The 16463-nt window shown below is 64.8% G+C and carries 13 protein-coding genes; 3 read left to right on the top strand and 10 right to left on the bottom strand.

What is annotated here, in order from left to right; genetic code table 11:
• Positions 1-176: 176 nt before the first annotated feature.
• The gene (gap, locus tag ARC78_RS02060) at positions 177-1178 is read right to left on the bottom strand and encodes a type I glyceraldehyde-3-phosphate dehydrogenase (protein ID WP_057505643.1); all 1002 of its coding nucleotides are present in this window, start codon (positions 1176-1178) and stop codon (positions 177-179) included.
• 209 nt (positions 1179-1387) lie between these two features.
• Here gap and ARC78_RS02055 point away from each other — a divergent pair, with 209 nt between their 5' ends.
• Both ARC78_RS02055 and ARC78_RS02050 read left to right on the top strand, forming a co-directional pair.
• A complete protein-coding gene (locus ARC78_RS02055) occupies positions 1388-2032 on the top strand; it encodes an OmpW/AlkL family protein (protein WP_054657438.1) in 645 nt (214 codons plus the stop codon).
• A 111-nt stretch (positions 2033-2143) separates the two neighbouring features.
• Positions 2144-2965: a S1/P1 nuclease gene (locus ARC78_RS02050; RefSeq protein WP_057505622.1), complete on the top strand. Its 822-nt coding sequence runs from the start codon at positions 2144-2146 to the stop codon at positions 2963-2965.
• 83 nt (positions 2966-3048) lie between these two features.
• Here ARC78_RS02050 and ARC78_RS02045 read toward each other — a convergent pair whose 3' ends face one another.
• The 7 genes from ARC78_RS02045 to ARC78_RS02015 all read right to left on the bottom strand — a co-directional run bounded on the left by ARC78_RS02045 (position 3049) and on the right by ARC78_RS02015 (position 11694).
• Positions 3049-3606: a hypothetical protein gene (locus tag ARC78_RS02045; RefSeq protein WP_145974264.1), complete on the bottom strand. Its 558-nt coding sequence runs from the start codon at positions 3604-3606 to the stop codon at positions 3049-3051.
• Positions 3607-3617: 11 nt separating this feature from the next.
• Positions 3618-5198: a TonB family protein gene (locus ARC78_RS02040; RefSeq protein WP_054657442.1), complete on the bottom strand. Its 1581-nt coding sequence runs from the start codon at positions 5196-5198 to the stop codon at positions 3618-3620.
• Positions 5185-5559 (bottom strand): BlaI/MecI/CopY family transcriptional regulator, encoded by a 375-nt coding sequence (locus ARC78_RS02035; protein ID WP_054657444.1) that lies wholly within the window; start codon positions 5557-5559, stop codon positions 5185-5187. Before ARC78_RS02035 ends, ARC78_RS02040 begins: the two co-directional genes overlap by 14 nt.
• A 75-nt stretch (positions 5560-5634) precedes the next feature.
• Entirely contained in the window at positions 5635-6537 is a 903-nt protein-coding gene (locus ARC78_RS02030) for a cation diffusion facilitator family transporter (protein WP_057505621.1), read from the bottom strand.
• 30 nt (positions 6538-6567) lie between these two features.
• Positions 6568-8856, bottom strand: coding sequence for an Orn/Lys/Arg family decarboxylase (locus ARC78_RS02025; RefSeq protein ID WP_054657446.1), 2289 nt, complete (start codon positions 8854-8856; stop codon positions 6568-6570).
• Positions 8857-8898: 42 nt separating this feature from the next.
• The gene (gene adiC, locus ARC78_RS02020; RefSeq protein ID WP_054657448.1) at positions 8899-10230 is read right to left on the bottom strand and encodes an arginine/agmatine antiporter; all 1332 of its coding nucleotides are present in this window, start codon (positions 10228-10230) and stop codon (positions 8899-8901) included.
• 60 nt (positions 10231-10290) lie between these two features.
• Positions 10291-11694 (bottom strand): DcaP family trimeric outer membrane transporter, encoded by a 1404-nt coding sequence (locus ARC78_RS02015; protein ID WP_057505642.1) that lies wholly within the window; start codon positions 11692-11694, stop codon positions 10291-10293.
• 316 nt (positions 11695-12010) lie between these two features.
• Here ARC78_RS02015 and ARC78_RS02010 point away from each other — a divergent pair, with 316 nt between their 5' ends.
• Positions 12011-12805 carry an autotransporter outer membrane beta-barrel domain-containing protein gene (locus ARC78_RS02010; RefSeq protein ID WP_241772622.1) on the top strand — a complete coding sequence of 265 codons (795 nt, stop codon included), beginning with the start codon at positions 12011-12013 and terminating at the stop codon, positions 12803-12805.
• 164 nt (positions 12806-12969) lie between these two features.
• Here the strand turns inward: ARC78_RS02010 and tkt are convergent, their stop codons facing one another.
• Together tkt and ARC78_RS02000 are read right to left on the bottom strand one after the other, a co-directional pair.
• Entirely contained in the window at positions 12970-14976 is a 2007-nt protein-coding gene (gene tkt, locus ARC78_RS02005) for a transketolase (RefSeq protein ID WP_057505620.1), read from the bottom strand.
• A 175-nt stretch (positions 14977-15151) separates the two neighbouring features.
• The gene (locus tag ARC78_RS02000) at positions 15152-16459 is read right to left on the bottom strand and encodes a dicarboxylate/amino acid:cation symporter (RefSeq protein WP_054657452.1); all 1308 of its coding nucleotides are present in this window, start codon (positions 16457-16459) and stop codon (positions 15152-15154) included.
• Between the last annotated feature and the right edge of the window lie 4 nt (positions 16460-16463).

Genomic DNA, 16463 nt, shown 5'->3' with positions numbered 1-16463 from the left:
GACCGGTCCCGGGCCAGTCCGCCCGGTGACTACCCGGGCAGTCCCCACCCTCGCCGGCCGGGCCTGCGCCACCTCCGGCAGCTTTCCCGCCCGGGCTCCGCGCGGCCTGCTCCGGTTGCGCAGCCAAAACAAAGGGCGCCCGAAGGCGCCCTTTGCTCAGCCCAACACGGTACGGATCAGGCCGCGATCACGCGCACCATTTCCAGGCACTTGTTGGAGTAGCCCCATTCGTTGTCGTACCAGGCCACCAGCTTGACGAAGGTGGTATCCAGCGCGATGCCGGCATCGGCATCGAACACCGAGGTGTGGGTCTCGCCGCGGAAATCGGTGGCCACCACCTTGTCCTCGGTGTAACCCAGGATGCCCTTCAGCGCGCCTTCGCTCTGTGCCTTCACTTCGGCGCAGATCTCGGCGTAGGTGGCTTCCTTCTCCAGCTCGACGGTCAGGTCGACCACCGACACGTCCGAGGTGGGCACGCGGAAGCTCATGCCGGTCAGCTTCTTGTTGAGTTCCGGGATCACCACGCCCACGGCCTTGGCCGCACCGGTGGAGGACGGGATGATGTTCTCCAGGATGCCGCGGCCGCCGCGCCAGTCCTTGTTGGACGGACCATCGACGGTCTTCTGGGTGGCGGTGGCGGCGTGCACGGTGGTCATCAGGCCGCGCTTGATGCCCCACTTGTCATTGATGACCTTGGCCAGCGGGGCCAGGCAGTTGGTGGTGCACGAGGCGTTGGAGATGATGCTCTGCCCGGCGTAGGTCTGGTGGTTGACGCCGAACACGAACATCGGCGTGTCGTCCTTGGACGGGGCCGACAGCAGCACCTTCTTGGCGCCGGCATCGAGGTGCTTCTGCGCGCTGGCCTTGTCCAGGAACAGGCCGGTGGATTCGATCACCACGTCCACGTCCACTTCGTTCCACTTCAGGTTGGCCGGATCGCGTTCCTGGGTCAGGCGGATCTTCTTGCCGTTGACCAGCAGGTGGCCACCCTCGATGGCGACATCCGCGTTGAAGCGGCCGTGCACCGAATCGTACTTGAGCATGTAGGCCAGATAGTCCGGCTCCAGCAGATCGTTGATGGCCACGATCTCGATGTCGTCGCCGAAGTTCAGCACTGCCGAACGCAGCACATTGCGCCCGATGCGCCCGAAACCGTTGATGCCGACCTTGATTGCCATGTTCACAAGCTCCTGCAGCCGCAAACCCGTTGCGGCGGGGGTGGAAAGGGGCCGTCATTCTAACAGTAGCCGGTCCCGGTTCCGGTGCGGCAGCAGTGCCCCGCAAATGAGCGCCAGCTGAGTGCAAACGCGTGTTTGATCAGGATCAAAGCGCTACCCGGCCGGCATCCGGACACTGGCGCCACCTCCAACAAGCAATGGAATTACACATGCGCAAGACCTCCGCCCTGCTGCTCTCCAGCCTCGCCGCGGCTATGGCCCTGGCCGCCGCGCCCGCCATGGCCCAGTCCAAGGGCGATTGGACGCTGGGCGTCGGCGTGCACGCGGTTGATCCCACGTCCGACGCCGGTGACCTCAACGGTGCCGCGCTGGGCCTGGGCGCGCTGCCGACCAAGGTGGACAGCGATATCAAGCCGACCGTCACGTTCGAATACTTTGTTGCCGACAACGTGGGCATCGAGGTGCTGGCCGCCCTGCCGTTCAAGCATGAAGTCAGCATCGATGGCGTCGGCAAGGTCGGTGAGACCAAGCATCTGCCGCCGGTGGTCTCGCTGCAGTACCACTTCGCCAACAGCAGCAAGGTCACCCCGTTTGTCGGCCTGGGCGTGAACTACACCAAGTTCTTCGACACCGACAGCAAGGGCGCACTGGATGGCACCAAGCTGAAACTGGAGGATTCCTGGGGCCTGGCCGCCCATGCCGGCCTGGACTACGCCATCAGCGACAAGGGTGCACTGCGCGTGGACCTGCGCTGGGCCGACATCGACACCAAGGTCAAGGTCAATGGCGCCAAGCTGGGCACCGCCAAGATCGATCCGCTGGTCTACGGCGTGGCCTACGTCTTCAAGTTCTGATCCTGCCCCTCCCGGATCACCGCAACGCCCCGGCCCTGGCCGGGGCGTTGTTGTTCCAGCGTCGCCAGATGTGGCAACAGCACCACCTCGCGCAGACGTTAGAATCGGGCCATGAAGAATCTCCCGACCCTGCTGGCCACCGCCAGCCTCGCCCTTCTTGCCAACACCATGGTGGTTTCCGATGCATATGCCTGGGGTGCACAGGGCCACCGGCTGGTCGGCCGGGTCGCCGAAACCGGCCTGAGCCCGACCGCCCGGGCCGAAGTGGACCGCCTGCTTGCCGGCGAACCGGTTCCCTCGCTGGCCGCCATCGCCCCGTGGGCCGACGAACTGCGCGCCAACGATCCCGATCTGGGCAAGCGCTCGGCCAACTGGCACTACGTCAACATGGCCGAAGACGGCTGCGCCTACCAGGCCGCCCGGCATTGCCCGGATGGCAACTGCGTGGTGGAGGCGCTGAAGCAACAGAGCGCCCTGCTGGCCAACCACAAGCTGCCCGATGCAGCACGCCTGCAGGCGCTGAAGTTCGTCGTGCATCTGGTCGGCGACATCCATCAGCCCATGCACGCCGGCTACGGCCACGACCGCGGTGGCAACAGCTACCAGCTGCAGTTCAATGATCGCGGCACCAACCTGCATTCGGTGTGGGACAGCGGCATGTTCTACGCCCTGCAGTTGAATGATGACCAGTTCCTGCAACGCCTGCAGGCACTGCCGGCGCCGACCGGCGTCAGCGCACCGCAGCTGCAGCGTGATGCCGGCCAGTGGGCCGAGCAGACCTGCCATATCGCCACCCGCCCGGGACTGTATCCACCCGGTCGCAAGATCGGCGATGCCTATGCCGCGACCTGGCGACCGGTTGCCGAGGCACAGGTCCGTCTGGCTGGTGAACGTCTGGCCGCGTTGTTGAATGCGTTGCTCGACGGGCATTGATGCCGCCTTTGGAACGTCATCTGAACGATCATATTGAAGAAGCCGCGAGCTCCCGCCCGCGGCTTCTTCATTTACGGCGTCCATCAATTCAAATCGCTGCTTCTCCGTACACGCACCCGGCCCTGCGCCACCTCGAAGGTGAAGCCATACAGCAGCGTCACCGGTACCGGCTCCACCTCGGCAGCACCGGCGCAGTTGCCCGGCGCCAACGCTCCCGTGCCCGGTGCGAAGCGGCAGATCGCCGCCGGGTGGAACCTCCACCTCGCCGTGGCATCCAGTGCCGCCTGCAGCAAGGAGGCATGTTCCGCCTCCGCACCGGCCCTGCAGCGGGTGTGCTCAAGCAGCGACTCCGCACGTTCGACGCTCCCGTCAGCCATCACAATCACCCGCACGCACAGCGTGGTGGGTGGCAAGGTCTGACGTTCATAGCCCGGCGGCAAGGTGGGCGATGGCGCCTGCAGGGGCTCCGGCATACGGAACGTTTCAGTGGCGCCCAGCACGTACGGCTCAATCGCTCCGGCACCGCCCTTCTGTTCGGGTGCCAGCAGCTGCCGCCCGATGTTGTAGCTGCCGGCCAGTTCCCCGTCTGCCACCGGTCGCGTGGCGCAGCCTGCCAGCAGTAACACCAATGCCCCCGTCATGAGCCGCACAATCAGCCTCCCGTGCTTTCTTCGGTATGCGTGGCGCTCTCATCCAGGTCAAACCAGACCGGTACGCGCACCGCGCCAGCAACGGCCTGGCCATCTTTCTGCGCCGGGTTGAATTTCCACTGCCGTGCGGCTTCCACCGCGGCCGTATCGAATACTCCCTCCGGCTGTGAGGTTTCGACCTTTACATCTGTGGGCTGCCCTTCCGCATCCACCTCGATCCGCAGCACCACCTTGCCGCTGACGCCGTTCTCGAATGCAGCCTTGGGGTACACCGGTGGCGTCATGCGATCGGTCGTCGGATCGTTCTCTCCGGCTTCCGGCTCGACCGAAATCTTTCCTGACGACGCGGCTTTCGAGCTGCCGCCAACCTCGTCGGTTTGAAGCTTCAGTGCCAGCAACGAGCTGCCACCACGGGTCGTGACTTCGACAGCAGCCATCTTGCCTGCCGCCACCAGCAGTTCCGGCGAAGACACCAACACCCCATCGGCCTTCAGCGTGCCCTGCAAGTGCAGCTTTCCAGCCTCCGCAGGCACCACAGTGAACTCGGCATCCCATTTCACCCCGTTGGCCGACTCCAGCGTGAAAGCGAACGGCTTGCCTACTGGCTGATGCAGTTCGAACTGCTGCTGCGTTCCATCGGCATCGGCCTGTACCCGCGTTGCGTAGACGGCGCCGGCCTCAGTCATCGCCGCCGTTCCAGGCTGTGCAGCCCAGGCGGTGTAGCCCACGCCACCGCAAAGTCCTGCAGACAACACCACCATCGCCAACCACTGCTTCTTCCCCGGTACCGGACGCTCCAACATGGCAATACGCTCCTTCAATGGATGCTGGTTCTGCCAGTGGCACCCCACCGGCAACGGAGACAGCGCCAGCCCGGTCTTGAGCATGGCGTTGCCATAACTGCGACGTGCACCTGCGGTATGGGCGATGACGCGTTCATCGCAGGAAAGCTCCTGATCCTCCCGACACCGCCGCACGGCTGGCCCGAGCAACGGGTTGAACCAGTACACGCATTGCAGCAGTGCCAAGGCGGCATTCACCCAGAGGTCGCCACGGCGCAGATGCAGCTGCTCATGCAGCATCACCAGCTCGCGCTCCTCGGCGTTGTAACGCTGCTCGAAGTCGGCCGGCACCACAATCCGGGGCCTCAGCACACCGACTATCGCCGGCAACCCGGCGACAGTTTGCGCCTGCCAGTGGCCATCGTCGCGTTGGGTGAGCGAACCCAGCCCACGCATGAAGTGACGCTGCTGCCACAGCAACCACACCGCCATCAGCAGCGCACCAGCCAGCCACAGCGCCAACCAGCCCGGCACTCCTTCGGATAGTGCCGCTGCGGCATCGGGAATGGTCTGGCCCACCTGCACGGCCATGTCGGTCGCGGCCATTGGCACCGTCGTCAATCGCGGCGCGGGCAGCCATACCGCGAACAAGGCTGCCGGCACCATCAACCACATCAGATACGCGGCACTGGCACCGAGCCAATTGCGAACTGCCCCTCGCAACAGCAGTACCACTACCATCGCCGCGCTGGTGGCGACGGCTCCTTCCAGCAATCCCGCCAGAAAATCAGCGCTGCTCATCGTCGAGGTCCTCCAGCAGTTTGCGCAGCTCGGCAACGTCGTCGCGGCTCAATCGCCGATGCTGGCTGAAATGCGCTACCAGCGGCGCAACACGTCCCTCGAACAGGCGTTCGATCAGGCTGCTGCTTTCCTCCAGCACCCAGGTGTCGCGTTGCACCAGCGGCGAATACAGATAACGACGGCCATCCTTCTGCGCGGCGATGGCGCCCTTGTTGAGCAGACGATTGAGCAGGGTCTTGACTGTCGCCTCGGCCCATTCGTTGCCGCCGGGAAGGCGCGCGATCACTTCTTCGGCGGACAACGGATGCTGACCCCACAACACCTCCATCACCACCGCCTCGGCTTCACTGATCTGGACCATCGTTTACGCCTGTAATTTTTTTCGATTACACGCGTAAACAAAATCCCTGTCAAGCGCAACGCCACCGGCACCAAGCTAGGTCCACCCCGGATCGGAGGTGAAGTCGATGGTCAGCCAGAATCCGGCGTCGCGGGCGCCCAGGCGGGTGGCGATCTCGTCGCGCAGCCGGTCCACTTCGCTGATCGAGCCGAAGCTCCACTGCGGGCGGGTGAGGATGTGGATCTCGACGAACTGCATGCGTCCCATCTTGGCCACATGGCTGCTGAAGCCGGAGAAGCCATGCTCGGCGACAAAGGCCTCCATCACCTGCCTGACCCGCCCATCCAGCTCCGGCGGCGCCACCTGCAACACCTCGCGCATCGCCTTCCAGGTCGTGTGCAACGGCAGCGGCAACACCGCCAGGCAGATGCCGGCCAGCACCAGCGAATCCAGGTACGGCACCAGCCACTGCCGGTCACCGCCACTGAGCAGCGTGGCGAGCAGGAATGCGCCCAGCACCGCCAGGCTCATCATGCCGCTCAGGAACCAGGCCCGTGCATCCAGGCTCAGCAAGGCCGACTGCAGCTGCCGGGCCTTGGCGCTGACGTAGAGGGACATCACCAGATTCACCACGCTCAGCAGCGCCGACCAGAACAGGGCGATGCCCAGCTTGACCTCATGCCCGCCAGTGGTCAGGCCGATCACCGCGTTGGCCAGCGCGTAGATGCAGGCCAGCGACAGGATCGCCCCGCCCATCGCCTCGACCATCGGCTCCAGGTGCCAGTAGCCGTACTGGAAACGGGAGCTGCCCTCGCGCGCGACCAGCCGCAGCACCGACAGCGCCACCAGGGTCAGTGCCACGTCCACCAGGCTGTAGACGCCATCGAACAGCACCGCCTGCGAGCCGGCGAGCAGGCCACCGAAGAAGCCGGAGGCACTGACCCCGACCGTCACGCCAATGGACAATTTCAGAATGCGCTGCTCTTGGCTTGTGTCCATGGGCGTCCATGACGGCGGGGCTGGCCGGGTTCAGCCCTTCAATACTTCTACTTTATAGGTGGCGATGCCGCCTTCACGCTCGATGATCAGGCCGTGGACATCGGACTCGAATCCCGGGAAGCGGACGTTCTGCTCGCGGGCGATCCGCAGGGACTGGATGATCGGATCATTGGTCCGGCCAAACCGCTCACCGGGCATGATCGTGGGGATGCCCGGGGGATAGGGAACCAGCATGGTGCCGGCCACGCGTCCGCTCACCTCCTCGATATCCACCCGCTCGATATCACCCCGCACCAGATGGTCGTAGGCCTCGGCCGGTGTCATCACCGGCTCGGGGAGTTCCACGTACATCTCCTTCATCACCCTGGCGACTTCGAACTCGGCATTGAACGTGTGCAGGGCCTGGCACAGGTCCCGCAATCCCCAGCCCGCATAGGCGTGCGGATACGCCGCGGCCAGCGTCGGCAGGGCCTGCGACAACGGGGCGTTGCTGTCATAGAGCTGCTTGAAGGCCATCAGCTCGGTGACCAGCGTGCTCCACTTGCCCTTGGTCACACCCATCGAGAACAGGAACAGCACCGAGTAGAGGTTGGTCTTCTCCACGGTGATACCGCGCGTCCACAGGAACCGGCTGAGAACCGCGGCAGGAATGCCGTTCCGCTCCATATGGCCGTCCATCGCCAGCCCCGGGGTGAGCAGCGTGACCTTGATCGGATCGATCAGCACATAGTCGTCGACCAGCCCCTCGAAGCCATGCCAATGCTCGCCCTTCTGCAGATACCACTGCGAACGCCCGGCGATCTCCGGCGCGGGGCCCTGCTCCTTCGCCAATGCGCGTTCCACCCCGGCGGGCTGCCACACCTTGAACCACCACGTGTCATGGCCCAGATCCTGCTGCACGTGCAACATCGCATGGCGGAACGCGATGGCCTCATCGTGCATCTCCTGCACCAGCGACTGGCCGGCCGAACCGGTCATCATCCGCGACGCCACATCGCAGGAGGCGATGATGCCGTAGTGCGGGCTGGTACTGGTGTGCATCATGAAAGATTCATTGAACCTGGCCACATCCAGATCGCGATTGGCCGAGTTGCGCACATGGATCATCGATGCCTGCGAGAACGCGGCCAGCAGCTTGTGCGTGGAATGGGTGGTGAAGATGATCGCGTCCTGCTCGCGCGCCTTTCCCTTGGCCATGCCGTAGTGGTTCTCATAAAACGGATGGAAGGCGGCATAGGCATACCAGGCCTCGTCGAAGTGCAGGAACTCCACCGTGCTGCCGATGGCCAGGGCGATGCGCTCGGCGTTGTAGCACAGCCCGTCATAGGTGGAATTCGTCACCACCGCGATACGCGGCTTGATGCCCTTTTTCCAGGCGGCCCGGGCCACGGGATTGGCATCGATCGCCGCCGCCATGTTCGCCTTGTCGAACTGGTCCAGACCGATCGGACCGATGATGCCGTGCGCGTTGCGGCTGGGACGGAAATACACCGGAATGCCGCCGGTCATCACCAGCGAATGCAGCAACGATTTGTGGCAGTTGCGATCGACGAACACGATATCGCCGCGGGCCACAGTGCCATGCCAGACGATCTTGTTGGCGGTCGAGGTGCCATTGGTGACGAAGAAGGTGTGGTCGGCGCCGAAGTTCCGAGCCGCCTCGGCTTCGGCGTCCTTGATCGGACCGGTATGGTCCAGCAGCGATCCCAGCTCGGGCACGGAGATGGAAAGATCGCTGCGCAACGTGTTCTCACCGTAGAACTGGTGGAACGCGCGGCCCACGGGAGACTTGGTGAAGGCCACGCCACCGGCATGGCCCGGGGTATGCCATGAATAGCTGCTCTCGGCCGCATGGTGGATCAGCGCCTTGAAGAACGGCGGCAGCAGCTTGTCCATGTAGGATTCGGCCGCGCGCATCACCTGCCTGGCGATGAAATTCTTGGTGTCCTCGAACAGGAACACGTAACCGTGGATGTGCCGGAGCAGTTTGCTGGGCACCTTCTCGATGGTCCGCCGTTCGCCATAGAGGAACACCGGCAGGCCCTTCCGTCGCGCGCTCTGTTCATGCAGGAACGTCTCCAGCCGCTGGAACTGGTCGGGCGTATCTTCGGTCCCGTCGATGGAAATGAGCACCGCCGATGCGGCGATATAGGTTCTCGCGCCGGCCTGGGCATCGGCCAGGGTCAAGCCTGTCAGCACGCGCTGGTCCGTCTTGCGCAGTTCATCAACCAGCTCCCGGATCAGGATCCCGCCAATCCGCGGCGACTCGTAATCGTCATCGATGACGACGATGGGATAGTCCAACGACTTGAAGTACATGATTGTCTCCTGCATCGGGAAAATGAAGCCGGGGAAGGAACGTCACTTGCCTGCCGGAGGCAGCATCTCGTTGCGCTGCTGCCGGCGCTGTTCGCTGAAGAACGGATAGAACACGGTGATGAACAGCACGAACAGGAAGGCGTACTGGACGATGTTCCCCGCCGATCCGTAGATCGCCCACAGGCAATACACCACGGTCACGCTGGTCAGCGTCCAGAACGCGCCGGTGTGGACGATGGTGTGCGACCGCTCGACCACGAAATAGCAGGCCACGCAGGAATAGATATACGGCAGCAGCGTCAGCACCACGGCCGCGGAGGTGATGACATCGAACTGCGCCGATGCGGTCTCCGAGGTCGAGGTCAGCAGCACCGCACTGGTCATCAGCAGCGCGACCACGAGGATGCCCTTGACCGGCACATCCTGGTCGTTGGTACGCCGGAAGATGGACGGGAACAGGCCGTCATCGGCCGCGGCCTTGGCACTTTGCGCGGTCAGCAGGATCCAGCCCCCCAGCGAGCCAGCCGCGCCGAGGAATGCGCACAGGCTCACCACCCCGCCGCCCCAGCCACCCACCGCCTTGGCCGCAGCCAGGGCGAACGGAGCATCGGAGGTCTGCAGCTCGGCATTGGGAACCATGCCCATGATCACCGAGGAGCTGGCGATGTAGGCGACCGCGGCGAGAAATACGCCGGCCAGTGTTGCCCGCGCCACGTTCTTCTCCGGATTCTCGACCACGCCGGCCGTGACCGAGGCGGACTCCACCCCGATGAACGCCCACAGCGTCAGTGCTGCGGCACTGGAGACAGCACCGAAGTTGGATTTTCCCGAGACGTTGTAGGCGCCTTTGAAAATCTCCATGTCGAAGAAGAACCAGCCGAAGATCGCGATGCCCAGGATCGGAACCAGCGCGAAGCTGGTGGTGACGGTCTGCAGCCGGGTGACGAACTGCGGGCCGATGACATTGGCGTAGCTCAACCCCCACACCAGGATCAGCACCGCGATGCAGCGCACCACCGGATCGGACAGGATCGGAAAGAAGTAGCTGAAATAGCCCACCGCCGCGATCGGGATGGCGACATTGCCGATCCAGTTGGCGAACCAGTAGATGGTGTTGGTCTGGAAACCCATGTACGGGCCGAACCAGTCACGCGCATAGGCATAAGGGCCACCGGCCTGCGGTGCCATCTTGCCGAGCTTGGCGAACACGAACGCCAGCAGCAGCGCACCGGCCGTGGTCACCAGCCAGCCCCAGATGGAGGCGGTACCGATCTTCGCCAGGCTGGACGGAAGCAGGAACACGCCCGACCCCATCATGTTGCCGGCGACCAGGAAGGTGGCCCCGACGACACCGATCTTCTTTCCTGTTGCCATGACGACACTCCTTCTGGGTGGATGTCGCCCCGCAGCCGAGGCAACAAGGGGGAAGTGGCTCTATTTGATGAAGTTGTATTGCAGGCTTCCCTGCAGCCGCAGCGCATCGGCGCGGGCGCCGTCCTGCTGCTGCAACCGCCCGTAAAGCAGCTCCATGCCCATGATCCACGAGGGCGCCGGGCTCCAGATCAGGTTGAAGGCGCCGTACTGGCTGCGCCGGAACGCGGTGCTGGAAAGTCCGGGATCACGCTCCAGACGCAGATCGCCGTAGACCAGGTTCGATCGCCACAGCGAGGACCAGTAGTGCGTGTAGGCGACATAGCCGCCATGCACGCCAAGCACCTGCAGACGCCCGTCCGCATCGACAACGCCATCCAGATCCGAGCCGCTGATGTCGGCCACATAGCGGCTGATACCGCTGCCCGCCACCGCGCCGAACAGCAGCAGATCCTGCCCGGACAACGACAGCGAACCGGAGAACGACAGCCCAGCGCCGAACACGTCATCCTTTCCGCTGTCGTGGCGATAGCCCAGTCCGCGCCCCAGGGCCGCCAGCTGCAGATGACCCCAGTCGCGCTCCATCCGTGCGGCGATGCTGACATCGGGAAAGCGGTTGGAGATGCTGGCGTCCGCTCGCGCCGGGGTCAGCTGGCCATCGGGATCTTCGGCCGCCACCGTCAGCGTGTTTCCCCTGCCCAGCGAGAAGCTGTGGTGCACGCCGGCCACCAGCAGGTACGCGGCGCCGCCCGGGCCCTCGAAGTCCAGCGTGTCCGGCAACGCGTCGGCATCCATGAAACTGGAATAGCCGTAGCCCGCATAGGTGTTGCCCAGCTGTCCGTAGGCGTGGCGCAGCCGGAATTCATAGCCCTCGGCGCTGCCGAAAAAATCGTTCTCCAGATAGAAACGGAGATTTCCCTTGGTAGTCGGGCGCCGCGCCTCAAAGCTGAAGCGCGTCTGCCGCGCATGCAGATTGAAACGGGAGGTGTCGTGACGATCGGTGCCCACGGGAATCGTGGAAGTCACGAATTGGTTCTCATCGCCGGCATTGCGCGCATCGGCAATCGCATCGAGCTTGGCATAGCCGCCCAGCCGGAACAGGGTCCGGGTGCCTGGGATAGGAATGAAGCCGCCCAGTTCCGGCTCGGTGGGCGACATCGCGTTGTCGTAGCGGGATGCCGCCGCCGACGGATCGGAAACCGATTCGCGCATCGGCAGGGGGCTGCGTTCCACCGTCCCGGTGTCTGCAACCTGTTGCGCGGGAGCCCGCACCACCTGTTCGCGCTCCGGTGAGGCCGTGCGTTGGCTGTCGTTTTCCTCCAGTACCGCCAGACGCTCATTAAGGGCCTGGAGCGTGCGCTGTACGTGCTCGATCTCGGCCCTCAATCCCTGGACCGTATCCTGCCCGTGGGCCGCCGGGACGCAGCCTGCCAGAACGATTCCCGCGAGCAATGGGTTCCGCTTCATCATCGGATCCTGGTGCGCCATGCAGAAAAAGCCGCACATCGCATGCCGCAGACGCAACACGCCCGATCACAAGGAAGCGGCATCACCATGCCAATGCGCGCGGCTATTGATACGCCGCACGCATGATGGCCTCGTGAAATAGCGTTACTGCGCGGGCCACCATCATCTTGATGACTGCGTGCATGGGCCGGTTGCGGCCCGGTTGTACCGCGCCAGCATTCGCCAACTGCCCGGTACATGATCCGAACGCGGCAGGTCACCGCCCCGATACTGCGCGCAACGCCCAAGGCACGTTTGGCCTGCTGTCCTGTTGCATGTGCGCGGTGACGGCAACGCCGCCGAGCTGGTGCAACACCGCCACGGTCTGGTCCTCGGCAGCGACCGGGCCGTCGGCGATGACTGGCATATTGGCGGCGCACTGGGCTACAGCGACGCGGATATCGACATCGATGACCGTCAGTCCGAGGCCGATATCCGCAGTTACAGCGGGGCGCTGTTCGGCGGAAGGTCGTTCCAGGCCGGCAGCGGCCCGCTCGCTCTGCTGGGCGGCGCGATCCACACCCGGCACAACATCGACACCCGTCGTCATACCCGCGTGGCCGATGCGCCGCAGCGACTCACGGCCGGCTATGGCGGCCACACCACCGAGCTGTTCATCGAACTGGGCTACGTCATTGCCCTTTCGCCGCGCAGCTCCCTCGCCCCGTTTGTCGGGCTGGGCTGGAGCGAAGTGCGTACATCCGGCTTCACCGAAGCGGGCGGCTCGGCGGCATTGACCGGGCAACGCACGCACGACACGCAGAGCAGCAGCGCCCTGGGCCTGCGTGGACAGACCGAAGTGGTGCTCGGGCAAACCAGGGGTCTGCTGAAGGCAACCCTCGGCTGGCAGCATGCGTTTGGTGAGCGGGGCGCATCCCGGACCCTGGCCTTTGCGGGCGGCCAAGCGTTTACCGTGGCCAGCGTTCCGTTGGCCCGCGATGCCGCGATAGTCGAACTGGGCGCCGATCTGCAGATTACCCCGTCCACCACCCTGGGCCTGGGCTACAGCGGCCAGTTCGCCAGCGGCAACCGGGAGCACCGCGGCGTGCTGAGCCTGCAGTGGCACTTTTGAGCCAGGCGCGGCACACCCGCGCTGGCCATCGCCGGCCCTGGACGGAGCTGCCGCAGCACCCATCATGACAAGTGCCGCCCGGCCAAAGCCACTCGCCGGGGCGCCACAACAAGAAAAGGCCGGGGAGTTCCCGGCCTTTTACATAGCTCAAACCGCAGCGGCGATTACTTGCCGACCTGCGCCTTGGCCGCCGCGACCACCGCCTCGGTGGTGATGCCGAAGTGCTTGTACAGCTGGTCGGCCGGAGCCGAGGCACCGAAGCTGTCCAGGCCGATCACCGCACCGTCCAGACCGACGTAGGCACGCCAGAAACCCGTGACGCCGGCTTCCACCGCCACGCGGGCGCGGATGGCGTTGGGCAGCACCGATTCGCGGTAGGCCGCGTCCTGGCGGTCGAACACGTCGGTGGACGGCATCGACACCACGCGGGTCTTGATCCCGGCCGCGTCCAGCTCGGCCTTGGCGGCCATCGCCAGACCCACTTCCGAACCGGTACCGATCAGGATCACATCCGGGGTACCGGCCGCGTCGGCCAACACATAGCCGCCGCGTTCGATCTGCTTGACCTGCTCGGCGCTGCGCGCCTGGGCCGGCAGATTCTGGCGGCTGAACACCAGGCAGCTCGGGCCATCCTTGCGGGTGATCGCCGCCTTCCAGCTGACCGCCGATTCGGCCGCATCACACGGGCGCCACACATCGTTGTTGGGGATGTAGCGCAGCGAGGCCAGGTGCTCGACCGGCTGGTGGGTCGGGCCGTCTTCGCCCAGACCGATCGAGTCGTGGGTGAACACGTGGATGACCTGCGCCGGGATCAGCGCACTCATGCGCAGCGCGTTGCGGGCGTAGTCGCTGAACACCAGGAAGGTGGCGTCGAACGGCAGGAAACCGCCGTGCAGGGCCAGGCCATTGGCGATGGCGCTCATGCCGAACTCACGCACGCCGTAGTGCACGTAGTTGGCATCGGGGTCTTCGCCGACCACGGTCTTGCTGGCCTTCCACAGGGTCAGGTTGGAACCGGCCAGATCGGCCGAACCACCGATGATTTCCGGCAGCAGCGGCGCGAACGCTTCAATGGCGTTCTGCGAGGCCTTGCGCGAGGCGATGTTCGGCGCTTCGGCCTGCACCTTGGCGATGTAGGCATCGGCCTGGGCGATGAAATCTTCCGGCAGCTCGCCATGCGAACGACGGGTCAGCTCTTCGGCCTGGGCCGGGAACTGCGCGGCGTACTTGTCGAACTGCTGTTCCCATTCGGCTTGGCGCAGGGTGCCGGTACCGCCGGCACGCCAGCCGGCGTAGATCGCTTCGGGGATCTCGAACGGACCGTATTCCCAGCCCAGCGCCTTGCGGGTGGCTTCCAGCTCGTCCTTGCCCAGCGGTGCGCCGTGGCTGGATTCCTTGCCGGCCTTGCTCGGCGAGCCAAAACCGATGGTGGTCTTGCAGCAGATCAGGGTCGGCTTGTCGGCCTGCGACAGCGCCGCATCGATACCGGCCTTGATGCTTTCCGGATCGTGCCCATCCACGCCCCGCACCACGTTCCAGCCATAGGCCTCGAAACGCTCGGGCGTGTTGTCGGTGAACCAGCCTTCCACTTCACCGTCGATGGAGATGTTGTTGTCATCCCAGAAGCAGACCAGCTTGCCCAGGCCCCAGGTGCCGGCCAGCGAGGCGGCTTCGTGCGAAACGCCCTCCATCAGGCAGCCGTCGCCCAGGAACACCCAGGTGCGGTGGTCGACGATTTCGAATTCGGGCCGGTTGTAGCGCTGTGCCAGCAGCTTCTCGGCCAGTGCGAAACCCACCGCGTTGGCCAGACCCTGGCCCAGTGGACCGGTGGTGGTTTCCACGCCGGGGGTTTCGTGGTGTTCCGGGTGACCGGCGGTCTTGCTGCCCAGCTGGCGGAACGCCTTGAGCTGCTCGATCGGCAGGTCGTAGCCGCTCAGGTGCAGCAGTGCGTACTGCAGCATCGAGCCGTGGCCGTTGGACAGGACGAAGCGGTCGCGGTTGAACCACTTCGGATTGTTCGGGTTGTGGCGCAGATAGTCATTCCACAGCACTTCGGCGATGTCGGCCATGCCCATCGGCATGCCGGGATGACCGGAGTTGGCGGCTTGGACCGCATCGGCGGCGAGGAAACGGATGGCGTTCGCCAACTGGCGGCGGGTGGGCTGCGTCATGGTTCGTCGTGTCGGGAGGCTCCCGCGGAGCTGCGGGCGGCCTATTGTCCCACAGAGCACCCGGCCGGTCAGGCCGGAACCCGGCACTGTCAGTGATGAAATCCGCTTGTTTCACAATGTGGAACGGCCGCCCTTCACAGAGCGGCCGTTCATTCATATCTGCGGCAGCCGCCGATCAGTCGCGGGGGTGGTGGCGACCGACGGTTTCGTCGCTTTCGCCGCGTGCCACCAGCGTGGTCAGGGCCAGATCGCCGGTCACGTTCAGCGCCGTGCGGCACATGTCCAGGAAATGGTTGACGCCCAGGATCAGGCCGATGCCGACCGGATTGACGCCGACCATGGCACAAATCAGCGCCACCACCGGCAGCGAGCCCGACGGCACGCCGGCGGTGCCGATACCGCCCAGGATGCAGACCACCATCACCATGAACTGCTGGCCGATGCTCAGGTCCACGCCGAAGAACTGGGCCAGGAAGATCACCGTGACGCCCTCGAACAGCGCGGTGCCGTTCTGGTTGGCGGTGGCACCCACGGTCAGCACGAAGCGCGAGACCTTGCGCGGGAAACCCATCTGGTCGGCCACGCGCATGGCCGTTGGCAGGGTCGCGTTGGACGAGGCGGTGGAGAACGCCATCAAGGTGGCCTCCTGGGTCTGCCGGAAGAACTGCAGCGGCGAGCGGCCAGCCAGCTTCACCGCGATGCCGTAGCTGATGAACATGTGCAACGCCAGCGCCAGCACCACCACCCCGACGTAGGCGCCCAGTTTGACCAGCAGGCCGAAGCCGAAGATCGCGGCCAGGTTGAACATGAAACAGGCCACCGCATACGGCGCCAGGCGGATGACCAGATTGATCAGGGTCATCGAGATCTCGAACAGACCCTCGATCGCCTTGCGCAGCGTGGCCACTTTTTCCGCCGGCGAGAGCACCATGCCGATGCCCAGCATCAAGGCGAAGAACATCAGCGACAGGATCTTGCCGTTGTCGGCGGCAGCAGCCAGCACGTTGTTGGGGACAATGGACAGCAGCATTTCCAGGCCCTTGGGCTGGGCGCCGACCCCGGCCACGATCTCCCTGCTGCGCTCGGCGTTCTCGGCCAGCAGCTGTGCGGCCACTGCCGGGTCCACGCCGGCACCGGGCTTGAGCACATTGACCAGCACCAGACCGATCAGCACCGCCACGCCGGACAGCACGATGGTGTAGGCCAGCGACTTCCAGCCGATGCGCCCCAGCGCGCGGATATCGCCCATCTCCGACACGCCCATCACCAGCGCCGAGAAGATCAGCGGCACGATGAGCATGAAGATCAGGTTGAGGAACAGCCCCGAAACCGGCGTGGTCAGGTAGCTGGTGACCAGATGCACCCAGGACGCCCCGGGACTCAGCATGTGCACAAGCAGGCCAAGCAGCAGACCGATACCGAAGCCGATCCCGATCTTCCAGTGGAACGGCATGCTGGCGGGGGTCTTTGCTGCATTGACCATAGGT

It is taken from the genome of Stenotrophomonas pictorum JCM 9942, from assembly GCF_001431585.1.
GTDB classification, from domain to species: Bacteria; Pseudomonadota; Gammaproteobacteria; order Xanthomonadales; family Xanthomonadaceae; genus Stenotrophomonas; species Stenotrophomonas pictorum.
This window is presented reverse-complemented; position numbering and strand designations above follow the sequence as displayed.